Raw genomic sequence first — 13,757 nt, 5'->3', positions numbered from 1 at the left:
CATGAGCGCCAAACAACTAATTGAACAACTCCCCGCCGCCTTCCTCCCTGAGGTAGCTGGCAATGCCGACGCTGTTTTTCAATTTGATATTAGCGAGCCCTGCTATCTCAGTATTAAAAACGGTGCCTGTAAATTCAGTGCTGGGCATGCCACCAACCCCAGTCTGACCTTAAGCGCTGACGACGACGTCATGAAAAAAGTACTGACCGGAGAAACCAACGGCATGGTCGCGGTCATGACCGGTAAAATGAAAACCCGCGGCAACTTAAAGCTCGGTCAAAGTATGACCACCTTTTTTGATATGGACGCCTTAACGGGTGGAGGTAGCGAGACAAAACCGAGCTGGCTGAAACGGACCTTAGGTAAACTGCTATCCGGTACCGCCGTCAAGCCAAGTACACCATCAGCCTCTAATACTAACGTTAAACACGCTGCAGATTCTGGTTGCCCCTTCCATCAGAACGCTAGCGAAAAAGATGGCTTCGTTGACCGGCTACTCTATATGGAGACGCCAGTTGATCCGCCAGGTGATGCCCGTAATCCTTACCCAGAGTGGGCTGCTCGCCGCAAGAAAAACCGAGTTGAAATTGAAACAGACCGCTATGGCGAAAATGCTGGCACCCTTGTATACCTTTATGGCCACGCCGAAGTAGCTGAGTGCTTACGCAACAATGAGGATTTCTCAAACGCCATCATGCAGAACATGTTTGGTAGCGTGATGGGAGATCATATTCTGGTTGGTATGGACGAACCCGCCCACGCCACCTACCGTAATCTAGTGGCGCCAGCACTGCGCCCCAAACTCCTCACCAAATGGGAGGAAAGTTTAATTCAGGTAGTTGTAGATGAACTTATCATCAATCTGAAAGCAAAAGGCAATAAAGCCGATTTAGTCGCAGACTTTACCTTTGCTTACCCTGCTCGTGTCGTCGGTCAAGTTATTGGCCTGCCACAAGAGAACTTTGAACAATTTCAACAATGGGCGGTAGGCATTTTAGAGGGCGCTGCAGACCCAGACAAAGCCGCAGAATGCGCGAAAGAAGTCCGTGTCTATTTGGCACCATTTATCGAAGCACGGCGCAGCGACCCACGTGAAGATATGATTAGCGAGCTGGTTCACGCTGAGATCGATGGCAAAAAATTAAATGACGAAGAAATTTATTCCTTTTTACTGCTGCTCTTACCAGCCGGTATCGAAACCACCTATCGCGCGCTAGGTAGCACTCTCTTCCACTTACTGTCCAACCCCGAGCAACTCAATGCTGTTCGCAATGATCGCAGCTTAGTCAACAAAGCATTAGAAGAAACCTTGCGTGTAGATTCACCTGTCCAGCTTACACCACGTATTGCGCTGCGTGAAAGTAAAATAGGTAGCACCATTATTCCAGCCAATGCAGTGGTACTGCCCCTGCTAGGCGCTGCCAACCACGACCCAGAATTCATTGACGATAGTGATCGCTTCAACATCCACCGCTCACCACTTCGCCACATTACATTTGGCAATGGCGTACACACCTGTATTGGCTTGCATTTAGCACGCTTAGAAATCAAAATTGCGCTAAACAAGCTGTTCGATGCTTTACCAGGCCTGCGTTTTGACGATGATGAACTTGTTAAGCAAGATGCTCATATTCGCGGTAAAAGTTTTCGTAGCCCCACTGCACTACCGGTAATCTGGGACACAACTGATGCCAAAACAACCGGCCAAGATTAACGCCGCCAACAATACACCTACTCCTCCAAAAAGAGGCCGTCGACGTAAGGATGATACCCCCACACCCAACCGCGCCGATTTAATTAGCGCAGTTTTGACCATAGAAAAGCGTGATGGTCCTGGCAGCTTGTCTATGCGCAAGCTCGCCAGTGAAGTGGGTGTTTCCGCACGCCTCCTGTACACCATGGTAAAAAATAAAGAAGAGCTTTACGATCTGGCAGTTAACTCCACACTCGCCAACTGGCAAGTGCCGTCGCCCTCGCTATCTTGGCAGAAGCGTTTCTCTACGCTCACGAAGACCGGGTTAGAACTCTGCATGACCTACCCTGAGCTAGCCCGTCATGCCTTGCGCTTTAGCCTAGAAAATAAATATCCAGAAAATGCCTACCGCCTAATAGATGAAATTAGCGCCTACTTTAAAGAGGCGGGATTAAGCAATAGCGAAGCTCGACAAGTACAAATGCTATTCAATGCGCTGCTGCTTGGCGCACTGGATTTGACGCGGAATTATCAGAGTGACCAGCAAGCCAAGCTAATTAAAGAATTTTACAAAGCACTGGACATTGCGCTCTCTCATATTCTGAAGGGAATACGCCTAAAGTGAAGATAATTACTACAATTACGTAATAGCGGAATAACGGAATAACGGAATAACGGAATAACGAACTAGTGCAACTGAAAACGCCGTACTTAACACCGTTACATGCAAAATAATCGCTATACTGTCCATCCACCATCTACATTCAGCACCTGGCCTGTAATAAATTTAGCCCGCTTTGAAGCGAGAAATAAAACGGCTTCGGCTATATCATCTGCTTCACCCAGCCTACCTAATGGCGTAGTTTGAATGGCACCGGATACAAAATTTTGCGGCACGTCACCTGATTCCAAGCCGGCCTGTGTAATACCTGCATCAATAACACCGGTACCAATTACGTTCGCCCGCACACCGTAGCGTCCCTCTTCCCTTGCGAGCCCCTTTACCAGTGCCGCAATACCTGCCTTAGGGACTACCGATAAAGCATCTTTAATCGGCCATTTCTCAAGACCACAGCTGCAACATGCAACGTATGAACCTTGCAACTCACGAATATAAGGCAAGCTACTTTGTACAAGATTAAAAAATCCCATAACATCGCTTTGCAAATGAAAATTCATCCTATCCGATTCAATAGCTCCGATATAACGAAGATAAAGAGGCGCACCTGCCGAATAGACAAGTGTATGAATTCCGCCTCCGGCCGCAGCTACCGATTCAACGACGTGACTGATGCTTGCACTGTCCATCAAATCCATTTGATAAGCAGAGACAGCGACGCCGCTATCATTGTGTTCCGCTAGCAATGAGTCAGCGGCAGCAGTATTACTATGATAGGTAAATGCAACCGCAGAACCATTCGCGATCAACCTACTAACAATGGCACGCCCCAAGCCACCGGTTCCACCAACAACTAACGCTGTTCCCGACGCTGGAAACTGACTTTCCTGATTATTTAACATGTAAATTTCCTAACTCACTGCACGGAGATACCGCAAAAATACTGCCGAGGTATTAGGCGCTTAGACTCCAACATCACCACGCCCTTATCAGCAATGGCTTAATCACGCGCTCCTGCCAATAAGCCTCGTAGATTTGACGACATTATTTTTTCGACCGCTGCCGAATCGAGTTTAGAAAATTCCTTGTAGTAATCGAGGGGATGCTGCAAACCTTCGGGATGTGGAAAATCACTGCCGAACAAAATACGCTCCACTGGTAACAGCGATGCCAGTTCGCTCATATTGTCTTCATAGAAAGGTACTACATAGACGTGCTTATGAAATTGCTCTACCGGATGCTTGGCGAAATAGCCTGGCATTTGCCCGTAAACCATCTCTAAGCGATGTAATAAGGTGCGCACCCAATGCGCGCCATTTTCCACCGACGCAACCCTCACGTTTGGAAAACGTTCAAACACGCCGTGACAAATTAGCGCCGACAAACTATCGCTAATTGCCCGTCCCAAGGCGTCTAAACACGCTTTGAATGGGGTGGGTTCAAATGGTATCCACTCCTTACCACCGCCTTCCCAGCGCCGGCTCAAATCGTCATAGCCAGAATCTGAGGCATGTAAGCACACGAAAATGCCAGCTTCATTCACCCGTGCCCAGAATGGGTCAAACTCGCGGTCTCCTGGCGAACGGCCTCCCAGTATTCCAGGTACAGGCGCGGGACGGATACCTACCACTCTCGCCCCACGCTCCAACGCGACTTCCAATTCTTTAACGGCAAGCGTTACATCTGACAGATTAATCATGGCGACTGGGTATAAACGGTCACTTCTTGAAAAGCCCCACTCATCTTCTATCCAACTGTTCAATGACGAAAACAAGCTCGCAATTGCCTCTGGCTTGTGCCCTAGTCTAGCCTCTACAACCGATGCCAAGGTTGGAAAAACCATAGATGCATGGACACCCTGTTCATCTAATTCAAGCAATTTTCCTCGTCCGGTACGCCACTGTTCTGGTGGTGAAAGAGGCTTACCGCTTAACTCGCGCATTGATAAACCCTCTGTATTCTGACCGCGATACCACTTTTCATGCGCACCAGGCGACGCAACTACGGCAAAATCGGGATTAGGAATATAGTCAGTAATCACACCAGAAATTGCTAACTTCTTGCGACCATTGATATCGATAAACTGAAACTCTTTAGCAAATTTTTTCGGTAAATGTCTAAGAAATGCATCCTCCGGCTCGTAGAGGTGACTGTCGGCATCGTATACGGGAAAATTAATAGTTGCGTTTATTATACTCATTACTGCGATCTCCTGATCTCGCTTAATCTATAGTGAAATAATCGTTATAACTTGATAGGTGTCTTAAGTGTTCAGAGGGCGTACCTAAAATATGGGAACACACGGTAAGCGCTCTAAAGTAATGACCAATTACAAACTCCTCGGTCAAACCAATAGCTCCATGCAGTTGCACGCCTTGCGCAGCCACAAAAGCAGCATTTTTGCTTACTAAATACTTCGCCTCAGATACGGCAATAACGCTATCGTCGTCACCACACTTAGTCATAGCAATGCCGCGATGAATAATTGCCCTAGACTCCTCTATCGCTATTTTCATATCAGCAATTCGATGTTGCAGACTCTGAAACTTACCGATAGCCGTATTGAATTGCTTACGCAGTTTTAAATACTCTACGGTTTTATCAATCACTGCGGCCATCATTCCAATGGCCGACGAACACAAACCGAGTACCGCCACGCGCTCAGCGTACTGTGTTGCTGCAATCAACTCTGATCCAGTGGCGATCAGACTCTCTGCCGGCACCAGCACTTCACTCAAGGCAAATTTTGCAGCCTTCGACTCATCCAGTAATGTCAGGGGCTTTAAGTTCAGGCCCGCTGAGTCAATTGGGACAAGAAACATAGCCCGCTCAGCGGAATTCCCATCGATGATATTCGCCGTCACCAATAGATGAGATAACGCATTAAGACCATAAACATGACCACCACTACCAGTGATCGAAAATTCTGTAGCGCTAACTTTTTTTGCGGATGCCGTTTCATTTTGCTTAACTACGCCACTCAATATAGGCGATGCCACGACGCTTCCGTCAAGAATATCTCCCAATAACGCAGATGCGGAGGATGTACACAATGACGATAGCAAGGCGGTTGGCGCCATCGCCAAAGCCCAATAAGGTTCTAGCGGCATTGCTCGACCAAGCTCTTCTGCGATCAAGCAGCTTTCGATGATGCCACCACCAAATCCGCCGCAGCTTTCTTCTAAGCCAGCGGCCATCCACCCCTGACTGACCATGTATTCCAGCGCTTGCCGATTGACTTCACCACTAGCGGCGTAATTAAGGCGATTTGCAAAGCTGTATTCTTTTTCTACATAGCGACGCACGCTATCGCGCAATAACGTTTGTTCTTCATTTAATAAAAAATTCATTCACGCCTCCACGCTAGCACGTCAAAATTTTCCCAACATGGCACTAGCGATAATGTTTCTTTGAATTTCATTACTCCCACCGTATATGGTAGTTGCACGTCTATACAAATAATCCGCCGCCACACCGTGAGCTAACTCAGGCTCCTGAGGATAGCCGTCCTCTAGTTTTGTCGTATATTTAGGGAAATATACCGCGCCGTAGCTGCCTAGAGCCTCTAATGTCAACGCACCCATTTCCTGCTGCATCTCTGAGCCTTTAACATGTAAAATTGATCCTGCCTCCCAAGCCGATATACTTTCCCCGGCACTCGCCTCATGCTCACTCATGGCCCTTAAGGTCATATATTCAAGGGCATTCAAGCGCGCACTGAGATCGCAAATTTTTTCCTTAAAGGAATAACTATCTAGCAGCGGAGGCTGGCCATCAACAGACTGTGATGCAACTTTAATTAAGCGTCTCAGCAACGCTTTATTTCTTGGAATTTCGGCGCTCCATGAACGCTCGTTCTCAAGAAGAAATTTTGCGTAGCTCCAACCCTTTCCAAGCTCACCAACTAAGCCACTGGCGGGAACCACAACATCCTCAAAGAAAAATTCATTTAAAGTATGGCCTTTTTCAATAGAGTAAATTGGGCGCATAGTAATACCAGGTGAATCTGCTTTAACAAGAAAAAATGAGATCCCCGTCTGCGGCTTTACCGTCTTATCCGTTACCGCTAACAAAAACAGCCAATCAGCAAACTGGCCTAGTGTTGTCCAAATCTTATGGCCATTAATAATATAATTGCTGCCGTCAAACTCAGCGCTGGTTTTAAGCGACGCTAAATCCGAACCAGCATTCGGCTCAGAAAAGCATTGCCCCCACCAGCTTTCAGCATTTTTTATTTTCGGCAAATGCATCTGCTTTTGTTCTGACGAGCCATAGGTATAAATAACCGGTGCCACCAGTGACAGACCAACAATAGGCTTTTGCGGCGCTCCGGCGCGCATACATTCCTCTTCAAAAACCAACTGTTTTGCCGCCCCCCAGCCCGTGCCGCCGTACTCTACCGGCCAGTTGATAGCTGACCAGCCTTTTTTCTCAAGAATTTGCATCCATAAAATTACGTCTGCTTTTTCTTCATGGTAGGCACGTAAGCCGCGCTGAGCCACCTCGACTGGAAGATTATCAGCAATAAACTGACGCACCTCTTGCCGAAACTCTACGATGGATTGATCGCTAGTTAAGTTCATGACACCCTCGAAATAAAACGTCCTTAAAATAATTCTTTAACATCTGACAGTATAACTTTTAAGGTCGGCGTACGCGGCAGGCTATCAACAATCTTCCATTTCGCCGGTATTTGATAAGATAACAAGCGGTCTCTCGCATGCTTTTCAAGCGCTACAATTGTTAATTCAAACCCCTTAGCCAACTCGACGGCTGCGGCGGGAATTTGTCCTAATTTTTCGTCTTCAATGCCGACTACCGCAGCGTCCAGTACGGCTGGGTGTTCACGCAATGATTCAACAATCTGCTCTGGCAAAATTTTGAATCCGCCACGAATAATTGCGCCATCCCCCCGACCTTTTATGAATACAAAGCCATCCTCGTCTAATAGGGCGAGATCGGTGGTTCTTATCCACGCTTCGCCCAAACTATCTACTTGCGCTTCTAGCCAACCAGTCTCTCCTGCTGGTAACACTACGTCGCTATCCACATCTATGATGCGAACTTGTACACCCGCAATGGGTTTACCGGCACTACCCAATTTTGTAAGCCCGAAGTCTTTACGCAGCTGGAATGTCCAACTAATAATAGTGCCGCAGAACTCCGTTGCGCCGTAGGCCCACAATAGTGGAATACCATAGCGCTCTTCAAAGCGGGTCTGCAATTCTGGCTCCAGTGGCCCTGCCCCGCCCGACACCACCTGAATGCTTTTCAATTTCTCTTTTGGCACATCAGCATCAAGCAGCGTTCTCAAGATAGTTGGCTGAACAAATAATATTTTTGGCTGGTATTGCTCAACTGCTGCCAGCCAGTCATCCAGTTTAAATTTTTCTAAGAGGGCGATGGGACGCTGCAACGCGCTCGCCGTGACCAATTGGCATAATCCACCTATGGTGCCAAATGGCCAACTCACAATATCGGCGGATTTTGCCACTTCAGGGCCAACCGCTAAGATACTGTCTAACGCACGCTGAATAACCGAAAATGGCATGACGGTACGTTTAGGCGCGCCAGTAGTACCGCTGCTCAGCACTTCAAACCCCAAACTTTCTGGCGAACGACGGTGGGCAACATTTTTGCAATACACACCAACTGCTCGACAAGACTCGTCTCGATTCACTGGCAGCACAATACCAAGAGCGCCACTGTTCTTTACTACTGCAGTGATGTGATCACTCCAATCCTGCTGATCTCCAATCACAACCCCTAAATTTAATTGCTCGATGTCTTTGGCCATGGCAACAGCAGATTGGTAGGCATGAACCATTGTTACCGCTCGATTTTGAGCGATCATGCCCAGAATAACCGCAGCCTGTTGTGGCCGATTACGCGCGATAAGGCCAATACTTATGTCGCCGCCAACATTGTGCTGAGCGAGAAATCGTTCAAGCTCGTCGACAATGACAGCAAAGTCTGACCAACACCACGCCTGCCCCTTGTAGCTAAGCAGAGGTGCTGTATTGTCGGCCCTCAGTAAAGTCGTTAACTTATTTTTAACATCGCTCATATAATTCTCTAACTCTTCGTGATGTGCTCAAACAGAGACTCTGAAGTTAACTGACGCTGATACTCTGCAAGAAACCTTCCTGCATCTGCACCATTGATAACGCGATGGTCGTAACTGAGGGATAGCGGCAACATATACCTGATACTTGCCTGCTTATCTGCAGAAAAACATTGTTTGTACTCCGCCCGTGACACACCAATAATCGCAACTTCTGGCGCATTAATAATCGGTGTAAAGCCAGTACCACCCAGATCGCCCAGCGAGCTTAGGGTAATGCCGCCACCAGACATTTCTTCCATCGTCAGACCTCGACTGCGAGCCTTAATCGACAATCTCGAAATTTCCTCAGAAATGTCGACAATGCTCGACGAATCGCACTGCCTAACAACACCGACCACCAAGCCCTTTTCCGTATCAATGGCGATACCAATATTGTAATAGTGCTTTAAAATAACGTTCTTTCCAGAGTCATCCAGAGACGAATTAAATATTGGGTACACCTTTAAGGTAGCGACCAAGGCTTTTATAAGCAGCGGCAACATAGTTACTTTCTGCTCTGGAAATACGCTATTCCACTCCCTTCTTTTTTCATCCAGTGTAGAAATGTCAACACAGTCGTGGTGACAAACATGAGGAATAAGTAAGGCATTTCTGCTTAAAAATTTTCCACCTATAACTTGGTTCGCGGACAGGGATTTTAGAGACACCTCTCCATACTGGGAGTAATCAATACTGGGGAGTGATGGCAATGCGACAAAATGGTCGTTCATCAAACCAGCTCTCCGAGCACGGCACCAACCTCATACATCTCGTCTGCTGGCGCAATTATTTTTAAAACGCCAGCGCCTGGCGACGGAATATCCTGAACCGATTTATCGCTTTCGAGGGCAAACAGTAAATCCCCCTCAGCGACACTCTCACCATCGTCAACAAGCCACTGCGCGAGTTTTCCTTCGCTCATAGAAAAGCCAATTTTTGGCATGAGGATTTTCATCGCCATATTATTCTCCTTGAAACCGTCTATATTTACTTGAGAGCCAGTCTAATTTCGTTCTCTAGATCCGCTTCGCTAGTCATAAAGGCCAACTCTAAGGGTCTTGAATAAGGTACCGGACACGATGGTGCACCCACCCTTCTTACGGGCGCAACAAGATCTCCCCAAAGCTCTTGCTGCACCACTGCTGCGATTTCAGCACCAACGCCAAACGCTTTAACTGCCTCGTGATTTATGACTAAACGCCCAGTGCGCTTAACTGACTCTAATACCGTTGCTTTGTCCCAAGGGCTGATGGTACGCAGGTCAACGACTTCCAGTTCGATACCTTCCGCGCTAAACTTTTCTGCTACCGCTAACGCAACCCCGACCTGCGGGCCATAACAAACCACCGTCACATGCTTGCCCGCCCTAACAATATTTGCCTTGCCTAAGGGTATTCTCGAATTTTTCTCCGGCGCAGCACCTTTTTGCGCGTAGGCGATAAAATTCTCAATAAATATGCAGGGATCATTATCAAAGATACATGACTGTAATAAGCCATAGGCCTCGGCCGGACTTGAATAAGTAACCACCTTTATTCCAGCGGTGTGAGCAAACCACGCCTCTAAATAATCTGCATGCTGGCCGGCAGTTGACAATCCCGCCCCTGTCGCCATTCTTATCGTCAAAGGCACTTGGGTCTGTCCACCCGACATGAACCTCAGTTTGGCGGCATGATTGACGATCATATCCATCGCGACCGTCGCAAAATTCATCATCATTATTTCAACAACAGGCCGCATGCCTGCCATTGCAGCGCCAATGCCCGCGCCGACAATAGCTTGTTCAGAAATCGGGGTGGAACGCACTCGGCTATCACCAAAGCGAGTCGACAGGCCTCGGGTAACACCCGCAACGCCACCCTCTTCTGGATCAGCGACATCCTCCCCCAATAAAATGATGCCATCTTCGATAGTCATGGCGTCCGCCAGCGCCGAGTTGATCGCTTCTACGGTGGTAATTTGAGTATTTAACGATTCCATTATTTTATTCCTCAGTGTTGAGCTGCCGCGAGCACGTCTATGTCTAATTCGTCCAGTTCCGGCCACGGTGCCGATAAGGCGCTCGCAATCGCCTCTTTTACTTGCTTGTCAAAACCCTCCTCTAAATCCGTCAATGATTTCTCAGAGGCATAAGCCTGTTCAATAAGCCAAGCTCTAAACCTGGGAATCGGGTCATCGGCCATAGCCTTAGACTTCTCCTCCTTGTCCATATAGCCGTCCTGATCACCGAAGACATGACCGTAAAACCGAAAAGTCATTGCTTCGATTAACGTAGGCCCCTCACCATTTCGGGCTCTATCAATTGCTGTTTTAGCGGCGTTATACATTGCAATAGGGTCATTGCCGTCAACATGAATACCCGGCATGCCGTAAGCAGAAGCTCGGTCTGAAATCTTCGCCACCGAGGTCGCTTTTTCAAATTTAGTATGTTCTCCATAACGATTGTTCTGGCACACAAAGACAACCGGAAGCTTCCAGATTGAGGCCATATTTAATGCTTCGTGAAAAGCGCCAATATTCGAGGCAGCGTCACCAAAATAGGCGACACACACTTTCTTTTCATTCTTGATTTGATAAGACAGCGCCAAGCCATTGGCAATGGGAAGACTGGAACCAACAATTCCTGTGGTTAGCATACAGCCCGTCTCTGGATGGGTAATATGCATGGGGCCGCCTTTGCCCTTGCAGGTTCCTGTAGATTTGCCGGCGTACTCCCCCCATAATTTTTCTAGGGGAATACCTTTGCAAACCATATCGTGCATACCACGATAGATAGTGCATATTGAATCGGTATCATTGAGATTAACTGATATCGCCGCAGGAATGATTTCTTGCCCGCGAGGCGAATAATAGATCATCGGCAAACTGCCATTCATGATCACGCGGCGGGCATTCTCGTCATTTATTTTTGCAAGCGCACTTTTCTTATACATCTCAAGCAGTATTTCTTGATTCGGAATATCTCGATTTGCCATGATATAATGCCTCTTTTTTTCATTTATTTACTTGGAACTCGATACTTTCTATGCCCACAGAGCCGGAACTATCAGACACTCAGAAAAACATTATTAACGAAGCTGAGAAACTATTTGCCAACCGAGGCTATTACGGAGTCTCGTTACGAGACATTTCTGGTAGCTGCGGTATTTCTCTCAATCTTATTCGTTATCACTTTGGCTCTAAAGACGATTTATTTCGTTTTGCAATACTGCGCAGAACAAAAACAATGAATCGTATAATGCTGGCCTCGCTAAACAAAAAAATACATGACTTGCAAAGCGCCCCGTCTATTTACTCCGTTGTATCTGCCTACGTCACCGCCTTTGATGTTTTAAATTCAAAAAAACATAAATGGCGAAATTATTTAAAACTACTTGTTCACTGCGACAGCCTTACCGACAAACCCGAATTAATTAAAGGGCTGCGAGAGGCGTACCAGACAGTTTTTGAAAGTTATGTCTCCGCCTTTGAAAGTTGTGGGCTGAACAAAAAAAATGCAAATTTGGCTGTGTATTTTATGCATACCGTTGTCGGCCAATCCGCAGTTGAAGTTTATTCAATATCCCACCTTTCAAATAACGTATGCGACCCCAACAACGACCCTACACACACTGAACAAAAAATTCGTTTTATCGCCAATGGTCTATTAACACTTACCAATTAAATCACCCGCCACATGCGTGCTTGGCGGCCCGTCTTCCGGAATAAATACAATCCGCAATCGATGTGCCGCTGATGTAAAATCCGGCAGGGATGCCTACAGCACAACGCCCAACGGCGTATAAACCCGCAATACGCTCACCACTATTTTGTAAAACGCCACCCGATTGCTCGTCAACTTTTAATCCCCCCATAGGAATAGATGGACAGGGGAACAACTTATTTTTTGTGGATAAGTTCAAGGCGTAATACGGTCCAGCTCCAAACTTTTGCAAATACGCACTCGATTTTTCAAACGGATCGACACCATTAGTCACAATCTCATTGTAGGTCGCTACGGTATTACCAAGACCGACCTCGTCAATATCGCACTTTAGGGCCAAACCGCTTAAGGTCGCAGACTTCTTTAAGTTAACGAGCAAATTCAACAGTAAGGGCGCACCAAAACTCAGCCAATTGTCATTCAATTTCGGCATTGCCTCGCGGTAGGCATTTTTGATCGCAGATTTATCGACGATAAGCCACGCGCAGTCATTCTCTTGCTCCACCAACAATCTGCCGAGGTGCCCTAAATACACATCTTCCGCTACAAATCTCTGCCCTGCCTTGTTTACAACAATGCCGCTTACAAAGCTTAGCGGTGGCGATAACGAACGCCATGCGGAGACTTTATCCATGTGCGACACAATACCGCCGACACTTTGCCCAAGGCGTATACCACTACCGTCACAGCCGACCGTGCCAATGGGAATGGCATCAATATAATGTGCTGCATATTGATTCACCATCGCTCTGTTAAACGCAAAACTACCAGTAGCAAGAATAACGCCGCGCTGCGCACTGATGCGGCATACAACACCTTCAGTGGCCTCTAACTCGGCTATGCGCCGTAAAGTTCCGAAGGCCAGCGCTGGTATAAATCGTTGGTAGCGATTGATCTTGGCAATCAGCTTTTGATGGGTACGAGCCGCTTTACTCCCCGCCGGTATAGCCAAAGCCTCAACGCCAACAACCGCACCGCTCTTATCGACAATTAAACGTGTCACCCTCACCTGGCGCTTAATAACTACACCACGCTCTGTTGCACTCTTTATTAATTTTTCAGCGAGTACTGATCCGGTAAAACCCTTGCCGCTCACCCGGTGCCCCCTCGGCGCCGGCGTCGAAAGCACTGCATTGCTTTTGGCGCGCTCATTACCAGAGTAGTACAAGTCGCAACCAGCACGAGGGTAGGATCTTTTGCAGGTATCTACGCGGCTTCCAAACTCCACTCCGTGAGATTCTAGCCATTGCAGATTTTCTGCGCTGCGAGCGCAAAAATCGCGTAAAGTTGTATCGCTTACTGCTCCCGATATTTCCTTATGCAAATAGGCATACATTTGCTCTGGCGTATCCTCAAATCCCGCCGCTCGCAAATGCTCCGTAGCACCGCCGTAGTAAATACCGCCGCTGAGTGCGGTAGCGCCCCCACCGTCAAAGCGCTCTAGCACGGTAACTCGCTTACCCTGAGCACATGCTTCTAATGCCGCACTGGCACCTGCGGCACCAAGCCCAACCACAAGAACATCGGTATCTTCACTCCAAAACCCTAGGTCATCGGAGGCCAGTAGCGGCTCATTAACAACATAAGAAGCCGAATCAATAAACTCGCTTACCGGCAATTTAAGCGCACTATTCAT

13 protein-coding genes are annotated in these 13,757 nt (G+C 47.5%); 3 read left to right on the top strand and 10 right to left on the bottom strand.

Annotated elements, in window-relative coordinates:
* Position 1: 1 nt before the first annotated feature.
* Together AB4876_RS16575 and AB4876_RS16570 are read left to right on the top strand one after the other, a co-directional pair.
* Positions 2–1,714, top strand: a complete 1,713-nt coding sequence (locus AB4876_RS16575; protein ID WP_368382855.1) for a cytochrome P450 — start codon at positions 2–4, stop codon at positions 1,712–1,714.
* A complete protein-coding gene (locus tag AB4876_RS16570; RefSeq protein ID WP_368382854.1) occupies positions 1,689–2,318 on the top strand; it encodes a TetR/AcrR family transcriptional regulator in 630 nt (209 codons plus the stop codon). Before AB4876_RS16575 ends, AB4876_RS16570 begins: the two co-directional genes overlap by 26 nt.
* A gap of 113 nt (positions 2,319–2,431) precedes the next feature.
* Here the strand turns inward: AB4876_RS16570 and AB4876_RS16565 are convergent, their stop codons facing one another.
* From AB4876_RS16565 to AB4876_RS16525, 9 genes are all read right to left on the bottom strand, one after another.
* On the bottom strand, positions 2,432–3,214 hold the full coding sequence (locus tag AB4876_RS16565) for an SDR family NAD(P)-dependent oxidoreductase (RefSeq protein WP_368382853.1): 783 nt from the start codon (positions 3,212–3,214) through the stop codon (positions 2,432–2,434).
* Positions 3,215–3,312: 98 nt separating this feature from the next.
* Positions 3,313–4,512, bottom strand: coding sequence for an amidohydrolase family protein (locus AB4876_RS16560; RefSeq protein WP_368382852.1), 1,200 nt, complete (start codon positions 4,510–4,512; stop codon positions 3,313–3,315).
* Between the two features lie 22 nt (positions 4,513–4,534).
* Positions 4,535–5,662, bottom strand: coding sequence for an acyl-CoA dehydrogenase family protein (locus AB4876_RS16555; RefSeq protein WP_368382851.1), 1,128 nt, complete (start codon positions 5,660–5,662; stop codon positions 4,535–4,537).
* A gap of 21 nt (positions 5,663–5,683) precedes the next feature.
* Entirely contained in the window at positions 5,684–6,895 is a 1,212-nt protein-coding gene (locus AB4876_RS16550) for an acyl-CoA dehydrogenase family protein (RefSeq protein ID WP_368382850.1), read from the bottom strand.
* A gap of 23 nt (positions 6,896–6,918) precedes the next feature.
* The gene (locus AB4876_RS16545; RefSeq protein WP_296436043.1) at positions 6,919–8,379 is read right to left on the bottom strand and encodes an ANL family adenylate-forming protein; all 1,461 of its coding nucleotides are present in this window, start codon (positions 8,377–8,379) and stop codon (positions 6,919–6,921) included.
* Between the two features lie 8 nt (positions 8,380–8,387).
* Complete coding sequence (locus tag AB4876_RS16540; RefSeq protein ID WP_296436042.1) at positions 8,388–9,149, bottom strand: 2-oxo acid dehydrogenase subunit E2; 762 nt, start codon at positions 9,147–9,149, stop codon at positions 8,388–8,390.
* Positions 9,149–9,379: a lipoyl domain-containing protein gene (locus AB4876_RS16535; RefSeq protein WP_296436041.1), complete on the bottom strand. Its 231-nt coding sequence runs from the start codon at positions 9,377–9,379 to the stop codon at positions 9,149–9,151. The genes AB4876_RS16540 and AB4876_RS16535 overlap by 1 nt, the downstream gene beginning before the upstream one ends.
* A 26-nt stretch (positions 9,380–9,405) precedes the next feature.
* Positions 9,406–10,398, bottom strand: a complete 993-nt coding sequence (locus tag AB4876_RS16530) for an alpha-ketoacid dehydrogenase subunit beta (protein ID WP_296436040.1) — start codon at positions 10,396–10,398, stop codon at positions 9,406–9,408.
* Positions 10,399–10,409: 11 nt separating this feature from the next.
* Complete coding sequence (locus tag AB4876_RS16525; protein WP_368382849.1) at positions 10,410–11,393, bottom strand: thiamine pyrophosphate-dependent dehydrogenase E1 component subunit alpha; 984 nt, start codon at positions 11,391–11,393, stop codon at positions 10,410–10,412.
* A 50-nt stretch (positions 11,394–11,443) separates the two neighbouring features.
* On the opposite strand from AB4876_RS16525, the gene AB4876_RS16520 reads away from it, so the two are divergent.
* Positions 11,444–12,082, top strand: a complete 639-nt coding sequence (locus AB4876_RS16520) for a TetR/AcrR family transcriptional regulator (RefSeq protein ID WP_296436038.1) — start codon at positions 11,444–11,446, stop codon at positions 12,080–12,082.
* Between the two features lies 1 nt (position 12,083).
* Here AB4876_RS16520 and AB4876_RS16515 read toward each other — a convergent pair whose 3' ends face one another.
* The gene (locus AB4876_RS16515; protein WP_296436037.1) at positions 12,084–13,757 is read right to left on the bottom strand and encodes an FAD-binding protein; all 1,674 of its coding nucleotides are present in this window, start codon (positions 13,755–13,757) and stop codon (positions 12,084–12,086) included.

This window comes from Zhongshania guokunii (genome assembly GCF_040892635.1).
GTDB classification, from domain to species: Bacteria; Pseudomonadota; Gammaproteobacteria; order Pseudomonadales; family Spongiibacteraceae; genus Spongiibacter; species Spongiibacter guokunii.
Note: the sequence above shows the minus strand (reverse complement) of the source record. Positions and strands in the feature narration are given on the sequence as shown.

Bases quoted from the DNA above. Each gene is read 5' to 3' on its own strand.
- AB4876_RS16535 (WP_296436041.1), bottom strand. From the start codon at position 9,379: ATGGCGATGAAAATCCTCATGCCAAAAATTGGCTTTTCTATGAGCGAA.
- AB4876_RS16520 (WP_296436038.1), top strand. From the start codon at position 11,444: ATGCCCACAGAGCCGGAACTATCAGACACTCAGAAAAACATTATTAAC.
- AB4876_RS16565 (WP_368382853.1), bottom strand. From the start codon at position 3,214: ATGTTAAATAATCAGGAAAGTCAGTTTCCAGCGTCGGGAACAGCGTTA.
- AB4876_RS16570 (WP_368382854.1), top strand. From the start codon at position 1,689: ATGCCAAAACAACCGGCCAAGATTAACGCCGCCAACAATACACCTACT.
- AB4876_RS16515 (WP_296436037.1), bottom strand. From the start codon at position 13,757: ATGAATAGTGCGCTTAAATTGCCGGTAAGCGAGTTTATTGATTCGGCT.
- AB4876_RS16555 (WP_368382851.1), bottom strand. From the start codon at position 5,662: ATGAATTTTTTATTAAATGAAGAACAAACGTTATTGCGCGATAGCGTG.
- AB4876_RS16550 (WP_368382850.1), bottom strand. From the start codon at position 6,895: ATGAACTTAACTAGCGATCAATCCATCGTAGAGTTTCGGCAAGAGGTG.
- AB4876_RS16575 (WP_368382855.1), top strand. From the start codon at position 2: ATGAGCGCCAAACAACTAATTGAACAACTCCCCGCCGCCTTCCTCCCT.
- AB4876_RS16560 (WP_368382852.1), bottom strand. From the start codon at position 4,512: ATGAGTATAATAAACGCAACTATTAATTTTCCCGTATACGATGCCGAC.
- AB4876_RS16530 (WP_296436040.1), bottom strand. From the start codon at position 10,398: ATGGAATCGTTAAATACTCAAATTACCACCGTAGAAGCGATCAACTCG.
- AB4876_RS16540 (WP_296436042.1), bottom strand. From the start codon at position 9,149: ATGAACGACCATTTTGTCGCATTGCCATCACTCCCCAGTATTGATTAC.
- AB4876_RS16525 (WP_368382849.1), bottom strand. From the start codon at position 11,393: ATGGCAAATCGAGATATTCCGAATCAAGAAATACTGCTTGAGATGTAT.
- AB4876_RS16545 (WP_296436043.1), bottom strand. From the start codon at position 8,379: ATGAGCGATGTTAAAAATAAGTTAACGACTTTACTGAGGGCCGACAAT.